The following is an 18,319-nucleotide window of genomic DNA, read 5'->3' on the forward strand; positions in this document are numbered from 1 at the left end:
CCATCAGTCCCATGACCGTATGGAACAGGTTGTCATGCGAGAGGGGCTGATCCAGTGTCTTGCTCAGGCAGCTCTGATTCAGGCCGGTACGAGCACCCAGCGTTCCCAGCCAGGCAATCATGGGCACATGTTTCTGATCATCGGGTGCCATGGCATAGGGCATGCCATGCAGATAGACACCGAGTTCGCCCAACGACTCGCCGTGGTCGGACATGTAGAACATGCCGGTTTCAAACTGGCTTTGCTGAGTCTTGAGCCAGTCTATGGTCTGGGCCAGGAAATGGTCGGTATAGCGAATGGAGTTGTCGTAGACATTGACGACGTTTTGCTGTGGGCAGCTGGACAGGGCATTGGTGGCGCATTCGGGCTTGAAGGCCTTGAGGTCCGGGGTGGAGCGCTTGAAGTACTCGGGGCCATGACTGCCCATCTGGTGCATGACCAGAACCAGACCCTTGGCGCGGCGCGCGGGGTCCAGTTTGGCGATGCGCTCGTCCAGGCCGGCGAGCAGCAGGGCATCCAAGCACTCGCCATCCTGGGCGCACAAGGCCTTGCCGGCAGGCGTGTTCACACTGTCGGCGGTGTCGGCCATGGGAATGCGTTTGCACACGCCTTTGCAGCCGGCCTGGTTGTCCACCCAAAGCACGGCCAGTCCGGCGGCCTGCAGCACGTCGAGAAGGTTGTCATGCTCGACCTTGGAGGCGTAAAAGCCTTCTCGGCCCAGGTTGGAGAACATGCAGGGCACCGATTCGCGGGTGCTGGTGCCGCAGGAGCGGGCGTTGCGCCAGCTCAGCACATCGCGCTTGGCCAGTTCGGGGTTGGTGTCCCGCCCATAGCCGTTGAGGCTGAAGTTTTTGGCGCGCGCCGTCTCGCCCACCACCAGCACCAGCAGCGGCGGCTTCTGGGCCGCAGCATAGCTGGCACCCAGGGCAGCGCCGCCCGTGATGCTGACAAAAGGCCTGGGCTTGTTGATCAGGGGATCCAGTGCCACCGAGGCTGCGGACAGCACGGGGTTGATCGGGTTGATCATGTAGCGCAGCCAAAGATTGTTGCGTACCACCGGGGCCAGATCGCGGTAGGACACGGCCAGGGAGGCGGCTATCAGGGCAACGCCGCCCAGCAGCAGCAAGGCGGTGCGCAGCATATTGCGCCAGGCGCTGCTGGCGCGTTTGAGCGGGGTTTTCCACAGCCAGATGGCAGGCAGTACGGCGATGATCAGCACCTCGGCCAGCAGCTTGATGCTGAAAAGGTCTGAGCTTTCGCGGGCATCGGTCTGCAGAATGTTGTGGATCATGCCCTTGTCCATCACGGTGCCGTAGCTGACCATGAAGTACTGGGAGCTGGCAGCCACCAGCAGCAGTGCAACCCAGAACGGCTTGGTAAAGCGCGGCCAGGCGAACAAGGAGGTCAGCAACAGGCTGGCGCCCAGCACCAGCGGCGCAACCCGCATGGCCAGCATGAGCAGGCTGCCTTGATAGCCATCCAGAGAGGGCAGGCGCAGCCACAGGGCCCAGTTGGCGGTCAGCGTCAGCCATATGGCCAATGCCAGAGCGATGAACTGAGGGGTGCGAGGTTGAAAAAGCCCCTTGAAAAAGGGTGCAGAAACAGAGTCTTGGGTAGCCACGGCAGACGGCAAAAAAAGGTATCGGATAAGTCTGGCGGGACTTTCTTAAAAAGCGCTGAAGCCTCCTACATGGTTAACCCTTGTAAATAATTGTTTTATGTCAGTCTGAAGTGTTTATTGGCACTGAGCAGCTGTTTTCGCCGTTTCTCCCCATTGGGCACATAGCCGCAGCTTGCGTTCTTCAGCGGGCAGGACCGACAGATCGCGCATCTGCGCATAGAAGCTGCGCCAGGTTTCTCGCGTGGCCGGGCCATCGCCGCGCAGCTGCAGCCACCAGCTGGTCATGGCAGGGACCCAGTCATCGTAGGCAGCCAGGGCACCGAAGCTGGCGTTATTGGCCTGCGCCACCCATTCATCGGTCTGGGCCAGGCGCCGCTCATACTGCTCGCGCAGGGCTGGGCTGGTCAGCAGGGGCTTGTCAGTGGCGATCCATTGCGCTCTGAGCTGTGCATAAGTGCTGCGAAATTCTTCAAAGACCTTGCTTTTGATGGCGGGCAGCGATTGTGCATCAACCGGCTGGGTGCCCTCAGTCTCGTAGACCTGTTGCAGGCGTTGGCGGGCCTCGCGTGTCAGCTGCTGCCAGTGCTCGCGTCGCTGCAGGCCTTGCTGCCAGCGTTGCTGTGTGGCTGCGCTGGCATGGCCCTGCAGCCATAAAGGCGTGGCCATGCGTTCCACCGTGGTGGCAAAGGACTCGTTGAAGGCCGTGTCGTTCTTCATATACAGCAGCTGGTGGGCCAGCTCATGGAACAGCAGACCGGCGAAGTCGCCTTCCTGCCAGAAGGTGAAGGTGCTGAGCAGGGGGTCGCCGCCCAGCCAGTTCAGATAGCCAAGCGTTGAGTAGGCCGGCACGCCATAGACGCTGGTCTCCAGCCCTTGGGCCTGAAGCCTGAGCGCTTCTGCCTGCGCGCCTTCCTTGCTGAAATAGCCTCGGTAGGCAATGCAGCCGGTGATTGGAAAGCACCACTGGTGCATCTCCAGGCTGTAGGCCGGGGCTGCCACCACGTTCCAGACTGCAAACGGACGTTGCAGCTGGGCATAGCGGGTGTAGCTGGCGTTGTCGGGCAGTGCCAGCTCCTGGCTGGCAAAGCGGCGCATCTGCTGCGCGGTCTGCAGGCGCTGACGCAGCGCCGCAGAGGTGCTGTCCTCGCTCAGCCAGTCTTCGACGGGCCGCGCGGCCTGAAGAATCTGCATCTGGCCCTTGAAGCCCTGCCAGTAATAGCCGGCGCTGCTGCAACCCGTCAGGCCTGCAATTGCGACGCTAATTCCCAGCAAAGCCCTCAGGCTGACTACACTCATCCTTTCTCTCATTGCGCTTGTCCGCCTGTCTGGTTTCGCTTCATGGATTTTCTAACGCTCGCCATCATTGTCACCACCGTGCTCTACGTGCTCAAGAAGCAGGAGCAGCGCCAGCACACCCAGCTTCTGGCCCAGCACCTGGCACGCTTTCAGATCGAGAAGCTCATGGCCAACCTGATGGAAGGGTATCTGCGGGTCATCGGCGAGAAGGATGCCCAGCGACGTGAACAGATCTGGCCCGTGCTGGCCAATACCGAGAGCAGCCTGGTGAGCCAGTTTCAGCGCTTTGCGGAAGAATTCGCCACCTTGCCGGCCGAGCAGACACGTGCCAGCACCCTGCCGCTGGCGCTGCCCTATATGACCCGCGTTCTGCCATCGGCCACCATGGATGTGCGCGAGGCCATGAAGCTGCACGCCCAGGCGCTGGCGGCTGCGCGTGTGGGTGATGCGGCCGACGAGGAAGAGCGCAAGCGCCGTGCCTTCACCATGACGGCCGAGCTGATGCTGATGCAACACACTTGCCACTGGTTCTGCCGCAGCCGCACCGTTGCCTCCATGCGCTTGCTGGCGCGGCACAAGACGGCCTATGAGCAGGTGCTGCAGTCCGTGGCCCCCGGCACTCTCAAAGCCTACGAAAAACTGATGCAGACCAGCAACTGAGGTCCTGTCAGACCCAGGGCCGTTCGGGGTTTGGAGAAGTTTCCCGTCTTGACCCTGCCATAGTCGATGTGAACAATGGTTTTCATGAAAAACCTGTTGAGCACATTGGAGCCGCTGCTAGCAAGACTTCCTGTGACGGCATCGGTAGAACTTCCATCGGGCGAGCGCATCGGGACTGAACACAGTGCGGTGCAGCTCATTTTCCGCTCCCCCAAGGCCCTGGCGGCTTTGCTGGACGGCCAGATCGGATCGATCGGCTCGGCCATCGTCGAGGGGTGGGTGGAGGTCAAGGGCAGCTCCCGCGACATCATGGCTGCTGCGGCCGGGCTGCTGCGCGGCGATCCGGTCAGCCACGCACCCTCATGGCTGGGCCAGACGGTTTCCAAGGCCAGGTCGCTGGCCATGCACACGCTGACGCGCGATGCCGAGCAGATTCAGTTTCACTACGATCTCTCCGACGACTTCTACGCGCTGTGGCTGGATCCGCGCCGTGTCTATTCCTGTGCCTACTACAAGGAGCAGGGCATGAGTCTGGCCCAGGCGCAGGAGGCCAAGCTCGATCACATCTGCAAAAAGCTCAAGCTCCAGCCTGGCGAGCGCTTCTGGGACATTGGCTCCGGATGGGGCGGGCTGATCTTCTGGGCGGCAGAGCATTACGATGTTCAGGCCCATGGCATCACGCTGTCGCGCAACCAGTTCGATCATGTGCAGCGCCTGATTGCCGAGAAGGGTCTGCAGGGCAAGGTTCAGGTCGAGCTGCGCGACTACCGGCAGATGGGTGATGTGGAGCCGTTCGACAAGATCGGCTCGGTCGGCATGTTCGAACATGTGGGCAGCGCCAATCTGCAGGAATACTTCGAAACCATTTACTCCATGCTCAGGCCTGGCGGACTGGCATTGGTCCATGGCATCACGGCGGGCGGGGTCAGCAATGTGGAGCTGGGCGCCGGCATGGGCGAGTTCATCAACCGCTACATCTTTCCCGGTGGCGAGCTCATGCATGTCAGCCGCGTGCTGCATGACCTGGCTGCCAGCGGGCTGGAGATGGTGGACACCGAGAACCTGCGCCCGCACTATGCGCGCACGCTCTGGGCCTGGTCGGATGCGCTGGAGGCCCGGCTGGGTGAGGCACAGGCACTTTTGCAGGCCCAGTATGACGAGGAGAAGGCCGTCAAGGCGCTGCGTGCCTACCGCCTCTATCTGGCGGGGTCGGCCATGGGCTTCGAGCATGGCTGGATTGCGCTGCATCAGATGCTGTGCTGCAAACCCGATGGCGATCTGCGCAGCGGCGCGATGACCGGGGCGCAGAGCGGCTATCCTTTTAACCGCGAATACATCTACCGCTGAAGGAACCGCTCATGCCCTACAAATTCAAATCGCGTGCCACGGCAGACCTCATCATGCTGGACGCCAATGGCCGCAAGCTGCTGGAAATCATCGGCAAGTCGCCTGACGAGGTGCACGGCATCATCACCGTGGAGCAGATTCCGGCCGCCATTGCCGCGCTGGAGGCTGCTGCTGCCGAAGAGGCCGCCAGGCGCAAGCAGCCGGAGGACGACGCGCAGGACGAGGATGCGGCGCCTGCGAGCCAGGACAGCGTGGCCCTGGGCCAGCGCATCGTGCCTTTTGTCGACATGCTCAGGCGCAGCGCGGCCGATGGCAAGGAAGTGACCTGGTAAGTCCCGCCACCTTCCGGCCGCCCCAAAAAAAAAGCCTGCATCTGCAGGCTTTTTTTTTGTTTTGACGAGCTCGCGCCCTATCAGTCGGCGTAGATGCCGGCGGCCTTGATGACCTTGCCCCACTTGGCGATTTCGGATTCCACAAACTTCTTGTGGCCGGCAGGGTTGGTGCGGTCATCCGTGGCAATCACGGCACCCAGGGCTTCCTGGCGCTTGATGAACTCGGGGTCCTTGAGCGAAGCCTTCATGGCCTCGTTGATCTTCTGCACCACATCGGCAGGCGTGCCCTTGGGTGCGTACAGACCGTGCCAGATGGTCACGTTGAAGTCCTTCAGGCCCAGGGACTGCAGTGTAGGCAGGTCCTTGAGTGCAGGCGTGGTCAGCGGCTTGGCTGTGGTCACGGCATAGGCCTGAACCTTCTTGGCAGCAATCTGCGAAGTGGTGTTGGTGGTCTGGTCGCACAGCAGGTCCACCTGGTTGCCCATCAGATCGGCAATCGCAGGAGCCGCACCCTTGTAGGGCACAGGCGTCATATCCTGCTGCAGCGAGGCCTGGAACATCAGGCCGCACAGGTGCGAGGCAGAGCCCACGCCGGCGTTGGCCAGATTCACCTTGCCCTGGTTCTTGCTGACCCAGTCCTTGACTTCGGCGAAGTTCTTGGCGGGCAGGGTGGGGCGGCCGATCAGTGTCATGGGCACATCGTTGATGATGCCGGCGTACTCAAAGTCGTTGAGCACGTTGAAGGACAGCTTGCGGTACAGCGTCGGGATGGTGGACATGCCGATATGCGTCAGCAGCAGCGTGTAGCCGTCATTGCGTGCACGTGCGGCCTTTGCCGTGCCAATCGTGCTGCCGGCACCGTCGGCGTTGTCGATCACGATGGTGGCGTTGTTCAGCTGCTTGCGCATGGATTCGGCGAGGTCGCGTGCCACCTTGTCGGTGGGGCCGCCTGCCGTGAAAGGCACGATGATCGTGATCGTCTTGCCAGCTGCTGGGTAGCTGTCGGCATGGCTGCTGATGGCGGCGGTGGCGGCCAGAGCGATGGTGGCGATCTTGAAAATAGTTTTCACAGTGTCTCCCTAAAAATAATGTGCAAGCAGACCAGGACGGTTGGCTTGTCGTGACGTAAAGCCGGATTCTAGGGAGCGCTAATCTGTGGGGTTTTTGTTATTTTCTAAGTGTTATCCCTTGATGGAGCTGGGGATCACATTGCATTTGCGCTAAAGCAAGCCGGTGAGGTGTCGCGAATTGGCGACAGCTGCGGCGGAGTTTTGCATCAGGCCGTAGCCGTCGCGCAAAAGCCTGACGGCCGCAGAGCCGGCTGTCAGCCGCTCTGCGGAGCTTCATTGGTAGGAGCGTGCGTCCTCGATCACCTTGCCGTCGTTGGGCAGGCTGCCGGGGGCCACCATCTGTACCTCGCCGCGCAGCTTGGTGACCTCGCGCAAGGCATCGATCACCTGCAAGGCAAAGCCCGGCGAGGTCTCCGTGGTTTCCACGAGCAGCTGCATCTGGTCGTTGGCCATCTCGCCCGTCACCACCAGTCTGGCCCTGGCGATCTGTGGGAAGCGCTTGACGACCTCGGCCACCTGTTTGGCATGCACGAACATGCCGCGTACCTTGGTGGTCTGGTCGGCGCGGCCCATCCAGCCCTTGATGCGGGCATTGGTGCGGCCCGTAGGGCAGGTTCCCGGCAGATAGGCCGAGAGGTCGCCCGTGCCGAAGCGGATCAGCGGATAGTCGGGGTTGAGCGTGGTGATGACCAGCTCGCCCACCTCGCCTTCGGCCACGGGGTCGCCGGTGCCAGGACGCACGATCTCCACGATCACGCCTTCATCCAGCACCAGGCCTTCGCGGGCGCTGGTTTCATAGGCAATCAGGCCCAGATCAGCGGTGCCATAGCTCTGGTAGGCATCGATGCCATGTTCGCGCATCCATTGGCTGAGCGAGGGCGGGAAGGCTTCGCCGCTGACCATGGCCTTGGTCAGGCTGGGCAGCTTCACCCCCATCTCCTGGGCTTTTTCCACAATGATTTTCAGAAAGCTGGGCGTGCCCACATAGGCGGCTGGTCGCAGATCGGCCATGGCCTGCACCTGCTGCTCGGTCTGGCCCGTGCCGCCCGCAAACACCGTGCAGCCCAGGGCCTGGGCTCCGGTTTCCATCATCGAGCCTGCGGGCACAAAGTGATAGCTGAAGCAGTTGTGCACCAGCTCGCCCGATCGGAAGCCTGCAGCGTACATGGAACGGGCCATGCGCCAGTAATCGGTGCGACGGCTTTCGGGTTCGTAGATGGGGCCGGGGCTGGCAAACAGTCTGGGCATGTCGTGGCCCAGGCCAATGGCATTGAAGCCTCCGAATATCTGGCGCGGTCGCTGCGCAGCCTGGCGTTCCAGCAGTTCGCTCTTGCGGGTGACGGGCAGCTGGGTCAGTGCGCTGCGGTTCGTGATGCTTGTCGCATCCACGCCCTTGAGGATCTCGGCAAACGCAGCCGAGCGCTGCTGGGCATGGGCGATCTGCGCGGGCAATGCAGCCATCAATGTCGCTTCGCGCTCATCAGGGCTGCGTATTTCCAGGGAGTCGTAGAAGTCACTCATGGCAAATCCTGTAGGGAAAATTCAAGCGGTAAGGGTGTAGCCTTTGAAACTGGCGAAATCTATGAAAGAGGCAACGAGCAAGAGCCTTGGCGGCCCCGCCGCCTCACGGCGAGGTTCTCGTTCCCTCTGGGGAAGTGGCGAAACCGCTCAGGGGGAGTTTTTCAGGCCAGCCAGCGCTTGCGGCGCTTGTAGCTTTTCACGTCCTTGAAGCTCTTGCGTTCGCCGCCGCCCACGCCCAGGTAGAACTCCTTGACGTCCTCGTTGCTGGCCAGATCCTTGGCGGAGCCGTCCATGACGATGCGTCCGCTCTCCATGATGTAGCCGTAGTCGGCGTACTTGAGCGCCATGTTGGTGTTCTGCTCGGCCAGCAGGAAGGTGACTTTTTCCTTGCTGTTGAGGTCTTTGACGATGTGGAACACCTCATCCACGATCTGCGGGGCCAGGCCCATGGAGGGCTCGTCAAGCAGCACCATGCGCGGGTTGCTCATCAGCGCGCGCCCGATGGCGCACATCTGCTGCTCGCCGCCCGAGGTGTAGGCGGCCTGGCTGGTGCGCCGGGTCTTGAGACGCGGGAAGTAGTTGTAGACCTTCTCGAGATTGGCGGCAATCTCGCCCTTGTCGGTGCGTGTGTAGCTGCCGGTGAGCAGGTTCTCCTCGATCGTCAGGTGGGCAAAGCAGTGACGCCCTTCCATGACCTGTACCACGCCACGCTTGACGAGTTCGGCCGGCGAGAGGTTGGCGATCTGCTCGCCTTCCAGGGTGATGCCGCCCTTGGTGACTTCACCGCGTTCACCCTTGAGCAGATTGGAGATGGCGCGCAGCGTGGTGGTCTTGCCCGCGCCGTTGCCACCCAGCAGGGCCACGATGCTCTGGTGCGGCACTTGCAGAGAGACGCCCTTGAGCACCAGGATCACATGGTTGTAGATGACCTCGATGCCATTGACTTCCACCAGGGGCGTGGCCTGAGGGGAAGTGGAAACTGTGTGCGCGTTATCGGTCATGCGGTCACCTGGTAACTCAAAATAGATAGCTGTAAGCGCTTTGTAGGTAAGCGATTGAGGCTGATTTTTAATCCGGTTGCGGCGAGGCGAGCCTTGGCCGGAGACATCAGGCAGGGCCGATGCCGGCCGCTTGCCTCGCAGCGAGGATGTCGCCCCCTCAGGCGCTAGGCGCCAGTGAGGGGGAAGGCGCGAACCGCACTCAGGGAGTGCAGGTCCTTACCTTGACGTTCTTTTCCTTGGCGTACTTGTCCGCGAACTCCTTGTAGAGTGGATCGACCATGGACTTGTCGGCCTGGTACCAGTCGGAAGTCACCTTGAACTTGGCGCCGTCCCAGGTGGCAATACGCGCCCAGTCGGCGCCCAGGTGGTTTTCGCAGCTGGTCTTGAAGGGGCGGATGATCTTGCCGAAGCCCAGCTCGTTCAGGCGCTCCTGCGTCATGTTCAGGTTCTCCAGGCCCCAGCGCACCTGTTCGGGTGTCATGACCTTGCCCTTGCCGAACTTCTCCTGTGCGGTGCGGATGGCTTCGACCTGCAGCATGGAGATCACCATGCCGCGGGTATGTGCCAGCTGCCCCAGCTCCTTGGCGTCCTTGGCAGTGCCCTGACCCTTGTCGTAGAGCATGGACTTGATGTCGCCATGCACCTTGTCGCTTTCGGCCGTGTTGTGGATGGTCACCGTGTTGTAGCCCTTGGCGCCGGCACCGATGTCCTTGACGTCATGGTCGGAGCCACCCCACCACACGGCATACATCTTCTCGCGGGGGTAGCCTGTGGCCTGCGCCTCACGCACGGCCGTGGGTGTCATCACGCCGGCCGACCACAGCAGCACATAGTCGGGGCGGTTCTGGCGAATCTGCAGCCAGGTGGATTTCTGCTCCACACCGGGCGCGGTCACAGGCAGCTTGATCAGCTCGAAACCTTCCTTGGCAGCGCGCTTTTCCAGCAGCGGAATGGGTTCCTTTCCGTAAGGCGAGTCGTGATAGACGAGAGCAATCTTCTTGCCCTTGAGGCTGCCTTTTTCCTTCTTCAGAATGTCCTGCACGATGGAGTCCGCGGCGGTCCAGTAGTTGCCCAGCAGCGGGAAGTTCCACTCGAAGACCTTGCCATCCACGGACTGGGACAGGCCATAGCCCGGAGTGACCACCGGCACCTTGTCCCCAGGGGCCTTGTCGGTCACGGCAAAGGTGATGCCGGTGGACTGGGTGTCAAAGCCTGAGGCACCGCCGTCCTTGTTCTTCAGGCGCTCGTAGCATTCCACGCCCTTGGCCGTGTCGTAGGCGGTTTCGCATTCCTCGAACTTGATCTTCACGCCGTTGATGCCGCCCTTGGCGTTGACCAGCTTGAGGTAATCCTGCTTGCCGTCTGCCCATGGAATGCCCAGGGGTGCGAACTGGCCTGTGCGATACACCAGCAGGGGCACAAACTGCTCCTGAGCCTGAGCGGCCGGCGAAGCCATCAAGGCTCCCATGCCTGCAGCAACAGCAGCGGCAGCAATCGCAACTTTCTTGAACATCATCGACTGTCTCCTTGGGTTGTATGGGACGCTGTCCCGGTTGCAGGCACTCTGCGGTGTCTTGAAGAAAAGAATACTGAGGTAGCTCAACGGTCCATGAACCTGCATGACTCGCTGCGCGGCATCGAGCAAGGATGCCGGCTCGCAGCGTTTCGGCAGATGCTTCATGCTCAATGCGGGAACGGCCAGACACGCAGCTTCTGACGGGCCGTGGCCCAGAGCTTGGCCAATCCGTGGGGTTCCACAATCAGGAAGAACACGATGAGTGCACCAAAAATCATGTGCTCGAGATAGGTTGCCGTGGCCGTGGACAGTGGCAGCCCCAGCCAGTGGGGCACCTGGTTGAGCAGCAGGGGCAGCAGCACGAAGAAGGCGGCGCCGAAGATGCTGCCCACCACAGAGCCCAGGCCGCCGATGATGATCATGAACAGCAGTTGCAGCGAACGATCCAGGCTGAAGGCAGCGGGTTCCCAGGCACCAAGGTGGACAAAGCCCCAGAGCGCACCGGCCACGCCGACGATGAAGCTGCTCACGGCAAAGGCCGAGAGCTTGGCGTAGGTGGGGCGGATGCCGATCACGGCAGCCGCCACGTCCATGTCGCGCATGGCCATCCATTCACGCCCTACCGAGCTGCGCACCAGATTCTTGGCGGCTAGGCCGAGCAGGCACAGGATTGCCAGGCAGAGCAGGTATTTCTCCATGGGCGTGTCGATGGCCCAGCCCAGAATGGCCAGCGGCTTGGCGCTGACGGAGCCGGACGAGGAGTTGTTCGTCACCCAGGCCGCACGGGTCGCCAGCCAGTCCACAAAGAACTGGGCGGCCAGCGTGGCCACGGCCAGATACAGGCCGCGAATGCGCAGGCTGGGCAGGCCGAACACCACGCCGAACACCATGGCCACCACGCCGCCGCCGATCAGCGCCACCAGCAAGGGCATGCCTTCGATGCGGGCCTGGAGGTTGTAGGCCGCATAGGCTCCTACGGCCATGAAGGCGGCCGTGCCCAGTGAAATCTGGCCGCAGTAGCCGACGAGGATGTTGAGACCCAGCGCCGCCAGCGACATGATGACAAAGGGAATCAGAATCGCCTGGAAGGTGTAGTCGCTGGCAATGAAGGGGATGGCCAGGAAGGCAAAGGCCAGGATCAGCAAGATGACCCAGCGGTCCTGGGCGACGCCGAAGATCTGCTGGTCTGCCGCATAGCTGGTCTTGAACTGGCCGTTTTCACGATAAAACATCTGTCAGTCCTCCGGCCTTAAACGCGGTCAATGATTTTGTCGCCGAACAGACCCTGGGGCCGTACCAGCAGGAAGCAAAGGGCCAGGCCATAGGCAAACCAGGTCTCGATGCCGCCGCCCACCATGGGGCCGATATAGACCTCGGAGAGTTTCTCGCCCACGCCGATGATCAGGCCGCCGATGATGGCGCCGGGCAGCGAGGTCAGGCCGCCCAGAATCACCACGGGCAAAGCCTTCAGGGCCACCAGCGACAGCGAATACTGAACGCCCAGCTTGCTGCCCCAGATGATGCCGACGACCAGAGCCACGCCGCCGGCCACCGACCAGACGATGACCCAGATGCGCGACAGCGGAATGCCGATGGACTGCGCGGCCTGGTGGTCGTCGGCCACGGCACGCAGGGCGCGCCCGGTCTTGGTTTTCTGAAAGAAGATGCTCAGGCAGATCACCAGAATGGCGGCGATGCAGGCCGCATACAGGTCTTCCAGGCTGATCATCACACCGCCCTGAAACAGGCTGTCCATGATGAAGACAGGGTCCTTGGGCATGCCGACGTCAATCTTGTAGACCTCGCTGCCAAAGACCATGGGGCCCAGGCCGTCGAGCAGATAGGCAATGCCCAGCGTGGCCATCAGCAAGGTGATGGGCTCCTGATTGACCAGATGGCGCAGGGCCAGCCGCTCGATCACCCAGGCCACGCCCACCATCAGGGTCAGAGTGACGACGATGGCCAGCAGGTTGCCGACGAGACCGGGCTCCATGCCCAGCCAGCCGGGAATCCATTGCGAGAAGCGCGCCATGGCCAGGGCCGAAAACAGCACCATGGCGCCTTGCGCAAAGTTGAAGACGCCCGAGGCCTTGAAGATCAGCACGAAACCGATGGCGATCAGTGCGTACAGCGTGCCCACCATGAGGCCACCGAACAATGTCTCTAAGAAAAATCCCATGACTACTCCTTCAGTGGCCAGCGCCCAGATAGGCGCGGATCACGTCTTCGTTGTTCCGTACTTCATCGGGAGCGCCGTCGCCGATCTTCTTGCCGTAGTCCAGCACCACGACACGGTCTGAGATGTCCATGACCACGCCCATATCGTGTTCGATGAGCACGATGGTGGTGCCGAACTCTTCGTTCACATCGAGGATGAAGCGGCACATGTCCTGCTTCTCTTCCACGTTCATGCCGGCCATGGGCTCGTCCAGCAGCAGCACCTGCGGCTCCATGGCCAGGGCCCGGCCCAGGTCCACGCGCTTTTGCAGGCCGTAGGGCAGCTGGCCCACGGGAGTCTTGCGATAGGCCTGGATCTCGAGGAAGTCGATGATGTGTTCGACGAACTCGCGGTGCTGCATTTCCTCGCGTTGTGCAGGGCCGATACGCAGGGCCTGCATGAGGATGTTGCTCCTGATCTTGAGGTTGCGGCCGGTCATGATGTTGTCGATCACGCTCATGCCCTTGAACAGCGCCAGGTTCTGGAAGGTGCGGGCCACACCCATCTCGGCCACCTGGCGGCTGTTCATGTGGCTGAAGGTCTGGCCGCGAAAGGTGATGGAGCCTTCGGACGGCGTGTAGACGCCGTTGATGCAGTTGAGCATGGAGCTCTTGCCTGCGCCGTTGGGGCCGATGATGGAGCGGATCTCGTGCTCCTTGACATTGAACGAGATGTCGGTCAATGCCTTGACGCCGCCGAAGCGCAGGCTGATGTTCTTGATATCCAGGATCACGTCGCCGCTGGTTCTTGTAGTCATGAAAATTCCTCTCAGGCGGCAGCCTTGGCCGAAGCCGGGTGGCGCTTGGCGTCGACGATGGTCAGCGTGGCGCTGACGCTGCCGGTGCGACCGTCCTCGAACTTCACCAGGGTCTCGATGAACTGTTGCTGCTTGCCGGTGTAGAGCGCCTCCACCAGCACGCCGTACTTGTCTGCGATGAAGTTGCGGCGCACCTTGCGGGTGCGGGTCAGCTCGTCGTCATCGGGGTCCAGTTCCTTGTGCAGCACGAGAAAGCGCGCCACCTGGGTGTCGGCCATGCCGGGCTCGCTGGCCAGATCGGCATTGACCTTGTCTATGCATTCGGCCACCAGCTCCAGCACCTTGGCCTTGCTGGCCAGGTCCACATAGCCGCCATAGGGCAGGCCCTGGCGCTCGGCCCAGTTGCCCACGGCTTCGTAGTCGATGTTGATGAAGGCGCAGACCTCGTCCTTGCCATGGCCGAAGCACACGGCCTCCTTGATATGCGGGAAGAACTTGAGCTTGTTTTCTATGTAGTTGGGCGCAAACATGGCGCCGCGGCTGGTCTTGCCCACGTCCTTGGCGCGGTCGATGATGCGCAGCTGGCCGTTGGCGTCGATCACGCCGGCATCGCCGGTATGGAAGTAGCCGCTGGCGTCGATCACCTCTGCCGTGGCATCGGGGCGTTTGTAGTATTCCTTGAGCACGGACACGCCCTTGACCAGCACCTCGCCGTTGTCGGCAATCTTGAGCTCGATGCCCGGCGCCGCCTGGCCCACGCTGGAGAGTTCCACCTGACGGTCGCGCTGCAGGCAGACATAGGCGCAGGTCTCGGTTTGCCCATAGAGCTGCTTGAGGTTGATGCCGATGGAGCGAAAGAAGCGGAACAGCTCCGGTCCGATGGCGGCACCTGCCGTATAGGCCACGCGGATGCGCGACAGACCCATGGCGTTGCGCAACGGTCCATAGATGAACAGGCTGCCCAGCTGGTATTTGAGGCGATCCAGGGCTGCGACGTTCTTGCCGTCCAGAATGTCCGAGCCTACGCGGCGCGCGACTTCCATGGCCTTGGCATACATCCACTGCTTGAGCGGCGACGCATCTTCCATGCGGATCGAGACCGAGGTCAGCATGCCTTCGAAAATGCGTGGCGGCGCAAAGTAGTAGCTGGGTCCGATTTCGCGCAGATCGATGGCGATAGTCGAGGCGGATTCGGGGCAGTTGATGGTGAAGCCCGCCACCAGCCATTGCGCAAACGAGAACAGATGGTCTCCCACCCAGGCCGGCGGCAGATAGCAGATCACATTGTCCGAAGCATTCAGGCCATCGGTCTGCACGCCGCCGCGGGCGGATTCGCCAAAGCTGGCATGGGTCTGGCACACCCCCTTGGGCTTGCCCGTGGTGCCCGAGGTATAGAGGATGACCGAGACATCGTCTGGCGAGACGGCCTGGACCATGGCCTCATAGGCTCCCGCGTGCTGCGCATCCCACTCCTTGCCCTTGGCCAGCAGTTCCTCGGTGCTGATGAGCCCTGGCTGCTCGTATTTGCGCAGGCCGCGCGGGTCGTCATAGATGATGTGGCGAATGCCAGGCACGCTCTCGCGCACTTCAAGCAGCTTGTCCACCTGTTCCTGGTTCTCGGCGAAGGCAAAAGCAATCTCCGCGTCTTCCATCACAAAGCGCATCTCGGCGGCCACGGCATCCTGGTACAGCGGAATGGGCACGGCGCCGCAAGCCTGAACGGCCAGAAAGCCCATGTAGACATGGGGCCGGTTGTCGCTGATGAAGGCCAGGTTCTGGCCGCGTTCAAGCCCCAGCGCGCGCAGGCCGCAGGCCATGTGGCGCACGGTCTGCGCGGCTTCGCGCCAGCTCCAGCTTTGCCAGATGCCGTATTCCTTCTCGCGCAGGGCGGGCGCATCGGGGCGTTCTGTCGCGTGCTTGAGCAGCAGTTGCGGGAACGTGGTTGTCATGCCTGATCCTCTTGGTTGGGGGCGGAGCCGCAGCGGCTACCCTTCACGAAAGTCTTGCAGGCATGCTATGGGTGACTTTGACGTCAGGATGTCTGTTTGATGACAATTTGAGGGAAAGTCTGCATAGTGGAAATCCGCTGTAACAAATGCTGCTGAAAATGGCGCATTTGCTGCCTCGTGGAAATCCCGCTGTTGCGCCAGCGCGGGTTTGGCAATGCTGCTGGGCATGAGTCAAGAACTGTCCCTGCACCAAAGGCGGCGCAAGCCTTTGAGCTCAGAACTCGATGGAATTCCCTGGTGGCCTGTCCTGCTGCCGCTGGAGCGTGAAAATGTGGCGCGCGTGCTGCTTGTCGGCGATGCCGAGCCCGGTGACTATGTCTGCCGCACCGGTCGCCCACCTACCTACTGGTTTGGGGTGGTCGACGGTTTGCTCAAGATGAACACCGAAAGCGCCGACGGCGTCAGCATGACACTGGCCGGGTTGCCGCCCGGAGGCTGGTTTGGCGAAGGCACGGTCATCAAGCGCGAGCCCTATCGCTACAACGTGCAGGCCATCCGAAGGAGCGTGGTGGGCGGTCTGCCCATAGACATGTTCCACTGGCTGCTCGACCACTCCATAGGCTTTAACCGGTTTGTGATGAATCAGCTCAACGAGCGACTGGGGCAGTTCATCGCGGCGCGCGAGATCGACCGCATGAGCAATCCCGATCTGCGCGTGGCGCGCACCCTGGCCGCCTTGTTCAACCCCTTGCTCTACCCCGGTGTGGGGCAGATTCTGCGCATCACCCAGCAGGAGCTGGCCAATCTGGTCGGCCTCTCGCGGCAGCGTGTGAACGAGGCCTTGTCCGTGCTGCAGCGCGAGCGCGTGATCCAGATCGAATATGGCGGCCTGCGCGTGCTGGACCTGGAGGCGCTACGCCATGGCGAGTTCTGCGCGTCGCGCAAGGCGCTTGCCTGAGGCCCGTCCTATAACCTAGCCCCGCGCTGGAATTGTGGATAACTCTCGCCTCGCGCCCGCGCGTCGCGAGACAATTACGCCCAAATGTCAGTCAAACCTCCTAAAGAGTCCGGCGCCCCAGGTTCCGGCAATTCCTCCGCGCCCTCCGATGCATCGTCGGCGCGCCCTGTTTTGCGTGCACCGGCCAAGCCTGCCAAGGCGGAAAAGCCGGCGGCAGCCCGTGGCCCCCGGCCCGCAGGCGGCTTCGATCGCGGCTCGCGCGGCGAAGGCGCTCGCGGTGAGCGTGGCGCACGCCCTCAGCGTGAGCGCGACGAGCGCCCCCGTGCTTCCGGCTTTGGTCGCCCCGATGGCGGCCGCCCTGCTCGTGACGACGGTGAACGCCGTGGCGGCTTCTCGCAGCGCGACGAGCGTCGCCCCCGCGTTGATCGCGATGACCGCTTTGCCGAAGGCGGCGAGCGTCGCTTTGGCGGCGGTGATCGCGGCTTCAGGCCCTACGGCGAGTCGCGTGATGGTGATCGCGGTGGCGAGCGCCGCGAGTTCCGTCCCCGTGACGACCGCCGTGATGACCGTCCGCAAGGCGGCCGTGACTTTGGTGACCGTCCACGTTCGTCCGGTTTTGGCCGCCCCGACCAGGGCCGCTTTGAGCGCTCCGAAGGTGCAGAGCGTCGTGAATTCCGTCCGCGTGGCGACCGCCGTGATGACCGTCCGCAAGGCGGCCGTGACTTTGGTGACCGTCCACGTTCGACCGGTTTTGGCCGTCCCGACCAGGGCCGCTTTGAGCGCTCCGAAGGTGGCGAGCGCCGTGAATTCCGTCCTCGTGACGGCGAACGTCGTGGCGGTGATCGCTTTGAAGGCCGTCGTGATGAGCGTCCTCAAGGCCGTGACTTTGGTGACCGTCCGCAAAACCGCAGTTCTGGTCGCCCAGATCGCTCCGAAGGTGGCGAACGCCGCGAATACCAGTCCCGTGATGGCGAGCGCCGTGGTGGCGATCGCCCGCAAGGCCGCGACTTTGGTGATCGTCCACAGAACCGTGGCTATGGTGACCGTCCCGAAGGCCGCTCATTTGATCGTGGTGACCGTCGCGGTGATGACCGCCGCAACGACGAGCGCCGTGGCGAACGCCGCGACGAGCGTGGTGGCGAGCCTGAAAAGCGTCATATCCCCGGCTCGTTTGTGTCGGAGGCCACACGCCGCCCGACGACCGGCATCCGCACCTACCGTCCCGCTGCCGATGGCTCGGACCGCGCAATTCCCGTCAAGCGCGCACCCGAAGCCGAAGCGCGCCAGGACGACCGTCCCGGTGCTGTGCGCATCAACAAGCGCATTGCCGATATGGGCCTGTGCTCGCGTCGCGAAGCCGATGAATGGGTGGAAAACGGCTGGGTCACGGTCAACGGCGAAGTCGCAACCATGGGTCAGAACGTGGTGCCCGGCGACAGGATCGAGATCGACCAGAAGGCTCAGGACCGCCAGGACCAGCAGGTCACCATCCTGCTGAACAAACCCATGGGCTATGTCAGCGGTCAGGCCGAGGACGGCCATGAGCCCGCCGTGGTGCTGATCACCAACGAGAACCGCTGGAACGAAGACCGCAGCAAGACGCGCTTCAACTTCAGCCAGCTCAAGGGCCTGGCTCCCTGCGGCCGTCTGGACATCGACTCCGTGGGTCTGCTGGTGCTGACGCAGGACGGCCGCGTGGCGCGCCAGATCATTGGCGAGGACTCTGAAGTCGACAAGGAATACCTGGTGCGAGTGACCTTTGGCGACCGCGACGTGGATGTGCAGTCCGTCTTCCCCGAAGAGAAACTGGCCTTGCTGCGTCACGGCCTGTCGCTGGACGAGCAGCCGCTCAAGCCGGCCCAGGTGGACTGGCAGAACCCCGAGCAACTGCGCTTCGTGTTGACCGAAGGCAAGAAGCGCCAGATTCGCCGTATGTGCGAGCAGGTCGGCCTCAAGGTCGTGGGCCTCAAGCGCATCCGTATCGGCGGCGTGACTCTGGGTAATCTGCCCACCGGCCAATGGCGCTATCTGGCTGCGCATGAGAGCTTTTGATACCCCCTGAGCGGCTCCGCC

At 62.4% G+C, this 18,319-nt stretch carries 15 protein-coding genes; 5 read left to right on the plus strand and 10 right to left on the minus strand.

The genetic code is table 11. The features are described 5' to 3' along the window. Together ACLBXN_RS11780 and ACLBXN_RS11785 are read right to left on the minus strand one after the other, a co-directional pair. Window positions 1-1,633: phosphoethanolamine transferase (locus ACLBXN_RS11780; RefSeq protein WP_447612246.1), on the minus strand; the 1,633-nt coding region annotated here is incomplete at its 3' end. 102 nt (window positions 1,634-1,735) lie between these two features. After that, window positions 1,736-2,917, minus strand: a complete 1,182-nt coding sequence (locus tag ACLBXN_RS11785) for an aminopeptidase (protein ID WP_447612247.1) — start codon at window positions 2,915-2,917, stop codon at window positions 1,736-1,738. Window positions 2,918-2,959: 42 nt separating this feature from the next. Between ACLBXN_RS11785 and ACLBXN_RS11790 the strand changes: the two genes are divergently transcribed. The 3 genes from ACLBXN_RS11790 to ACLBXN_RS11800 all read left to right on the plus strand — a co-directional run bounded on the left by ACLBXN_RS11790 (window position 2,960) and on the right by ACLBXN_RS11800 (window position 5,256). Then, a complete protein-coding gene (locus ACLBXN_RS11790) occupies window positions 2,960-3,577 on the plus strand; it encodes a hypothetical protein (RefSeq protein ID WP_447612248.1) in 618 nt (205 codons plus the stop codon). Window positions 3,578-3,652: 75 nt separating this feature from the next. After that, window positions 3,653-4,924: a class I SAM-dependent methyltransferase gene (locus ACLBXN_RS11795; protein WP_447612249.1), complete on the plus strand. Its 1,272-nt coding sequence runs from the start codon at window positions 3,653-3,655 to the stop codon at window positions 4,922-4,924. Window positions 4,925-4,935: 11 nt separating this feature from the next. Next, window positions 4,936-5,256: a DUF1840 domain-containing protein gene (locus tag ACLBXN_RS11800; protein WP_034373624.1), complete on the plus strand. Its 321-nt coding sequence runs from the start codon at window positions 4,936-4,938 to the stop codon at window positions 5,254-5,256. A gap of 80 nt (window positions 5,257-5,336) precedes the next feature. Here the strand turns inward: ACLBXN_RS11800 and ACLBXN_RS11805 are convergent, their stop codons facing one another. The 8 genes from ACLBXN_RS11805 to ACLBXN_RS11840 form a co-directional block, all read right to left on the minus strand. Further along, window positions 5,337-6,326, minus strand: coding sequence for a tripartite tricarboxylate transporter substrate-binding protein (locus tag ACLBXN_RS11805; RefSeq protein WP_003073641.1), 990 nt, complete (start codon window positions 6,324-6,326; stop codon window positions 5,337-5,339). A gap of 273 nt (window positions 6,327-6,599) precedes the next feature. Continuing rightward, complete coding sequence (locus ACLBXN_RS11810; protein WP_447612250.1) at window positions 6,600-7,847, minus strand: phenylacetate--CoA ligase family protein; 1,248 nt, start codon at window positions 7,845-7,847, stop codon at window positions 6,600-6,602. Window positions 7,848-8,008: 161 nt separating this feature from the next. After that, window positions 8,009-8,848: an ABC transporter ATP-binding protein gene (locus ACLBXN_RS11815; protein ID WP_003050780.1), complete on the minus strand. Its 840-nt coding sequence runs from the start codon at window positions 8,846-8,848 to the stop codon at window positions 8,009-8,011. A gap of 199 nt (window positions 8,849-9,047) precedes the next feature. After that, the gene (locus ACLBXN_RS11820) at window positions 9,048-10,364 is read right to left on the minus strand and encodes an ABC transporter substrate-binding protein (protein WP_211457237.1); all 1,317 of its coding nucleotides are present in this window, start codon (window positions 10,362-10,364) and stop codon (window positions 9,048-9,050) included. A 167-nt stretch (window positions 10,365-10,531) separates the two neighbouring features. Next, on the minus strand, window positions 10,532-11,596 hold the full coding sequence (locus ACLBXN_RS11825; RefSeq protein WP_447612251.1) for a branched-chain amino acid ABC transporter permease: 1,065 nt from the start codon (window positions 11,594-11,596) through the stop codon (window positions 10,532-10,534). A 17-nt stretch (window positions 11,597-11,613) separates the two neighbouring features. Next, window positions 11,614-12,543, minus strand: a complete 930-nt coding sequence (locus ACLBXN_RS11830) for a branched-chain amino acid ABC transporter permease (protein ID WP_211457235.1) — start codon at window positions 12,541-12,543, stop codon at window positions 11,614-11,616. A 10-nt stretch (window positions 12,544-12,553) separates the two neighbouring features. Beyond that, window positions 12,554-13,339, minus strand: a complete 786-nt coding sequence (locus tag ACLBXN_RS11835) for an ABC transporter ATP-binding protein (RefSeq protein ID WP_003050788.1) — start codon at window positions 13,337-13,339, stop codon at window positions 12,554-12,556. An 11-nt stretch (window positions 13,340-13,350) separates the two neighbouring features. Beyond that, complete coding sequence (locus ACLBXN_RS11840) at window positions 13,351-15,288, minus strand: AMP-dependent synthetase/ligase (RefSeq protein WP_447612252.1); 1,938 nt, start codon at window positions 15,286-15,288, stop codon at window positions 13,351-13,353. A 226-nt stretch (window positions 15,289-15,514) separates the two neighbouring features. Here ACLBXN_RS11840 and ACLBXN_RS11845 point away from each other — a divergent pair, with 226 nt between their 5' ends. Next, on the plus strand, window positions 15,515-16,246 hold the full coding sequence (locus ACLBXN_RS11845) for a Crp/Fnr family transcriptional regulator (protein WP_029158367.1): 732 nt from the start codon (window positions 15,515-15,517) through the stop codon (window positions 16,244-16,246). An 84-nt stretch (window positions 16,247-16,330) separates the two neighbouring features. Next, window positions 16,331-18,298 carry a pseudouridine synthase gene (locus ACLBXN_RS11850; protein WP_447612253.1) on the plus strand — a complete coding sequence of 656 codons (1,968 nt, stop codon included), beginning with the start codon at window positions 16,331-16,333 and terminating at the stop codon, window positions 18,296-18,298. The last annotated feature ends 21 nt before the right edge of the window (window positions 18,299-18,319 follow it).

This window comes from Comamonas sp. C24C (assembly GCF_053345995.1).

Coding starts and splice junctions, on each gene's coding strand:
- ACLBXN_RS11800 (WP_034373624.1), top strand. CDS start 4,936: ATGCCCTACAAATTCAAATCGCGTGCCACGGCAGACCTCATCATGCTG.
- ACLBXN_RS11810 (WP_447612250.1), bottom strand. CDS start 7,847: ATGAGTGACTTCTACGACTCCCTGGAAATACGCAGCCCTGATGAGCGC.
- ACLBXN_RS11815 (WP_003050780.1), bottom strand. CDS start 8,848: ATGACCGATAACGCGCACACAGTTTCCACTTCCCCTCAGGCCACGCCC.
- ACLBXN_RS11850 (WP_447612253.1), top strand. CDS start 16,331: ATGTCAGTCAAACCTCCTAAAGAGTCCGGCGCCCCAGGTTCCGGCAAT.
- ACLBXN_RS11795 (WP_447612249.1), top strand. CDS start 3,653: ATGGTTTTCATGAAAAACCTGTTGAGCACATTGGAGCCGCTGCTAGCA.
- ACLBXN_RS11840 (WP_447612252.1), bottom strand. CDS start 15,288: ATGACAACCACGTTCCCGCAACTGCTGCTCAAGCACGCGACAGAACGC.
- ACLBXN_RS11825 (WP_447612251.1), bottom strand. CDS start 11,596: ATGTTTTATCGTGAAAACGGCCAGTTCAAGACCAGCTATGCGGCAGAC.
- ACLBXN_RS11790 (WP_447612248.1), top strand. CDS start 2,960: ATGGATTTTCTAACGCTCGCCATCATTGTCACCACCGTGCTCTACGTG.
- ACLBXN_RS11820 (WP_211457237.1), bottom strand. CDS start 10,364: ATGATGTTCAAGAAAGTTGCGATTGCTGCCGCTGCTGTTGCTGCAGGC.
- ACLBXN_RS11830 (WP_211457235.1), bottom strand. CDS start 12,543: ATGGGATTTTTCTTAGAGACATTGTTCGGTGGCCTCATGGTGGGCACG.
- ACLBXN_RS11835 (WP_003050788.1), bottom strand. CDS start 13,339: ATGACTACAAGAACCAGCGGCGACGTGATCCTGGATATCAAGAACATC.
- ACLBXN_RS11845 (WP_029158367.1), top strand. CDS start 15,515: ATGAGTCAAGAACTGTCCCTGCACCAAAGGCGGCGCAAGCCTTTGAGC.
- ACLBXN_RS11785 (WP_447612247.1), bottom strand. CDS start 2,917: ATGAGTGTAGTCAGCCTGAGGGCTTTGCTGGGAATTAGCGTCGCAATT.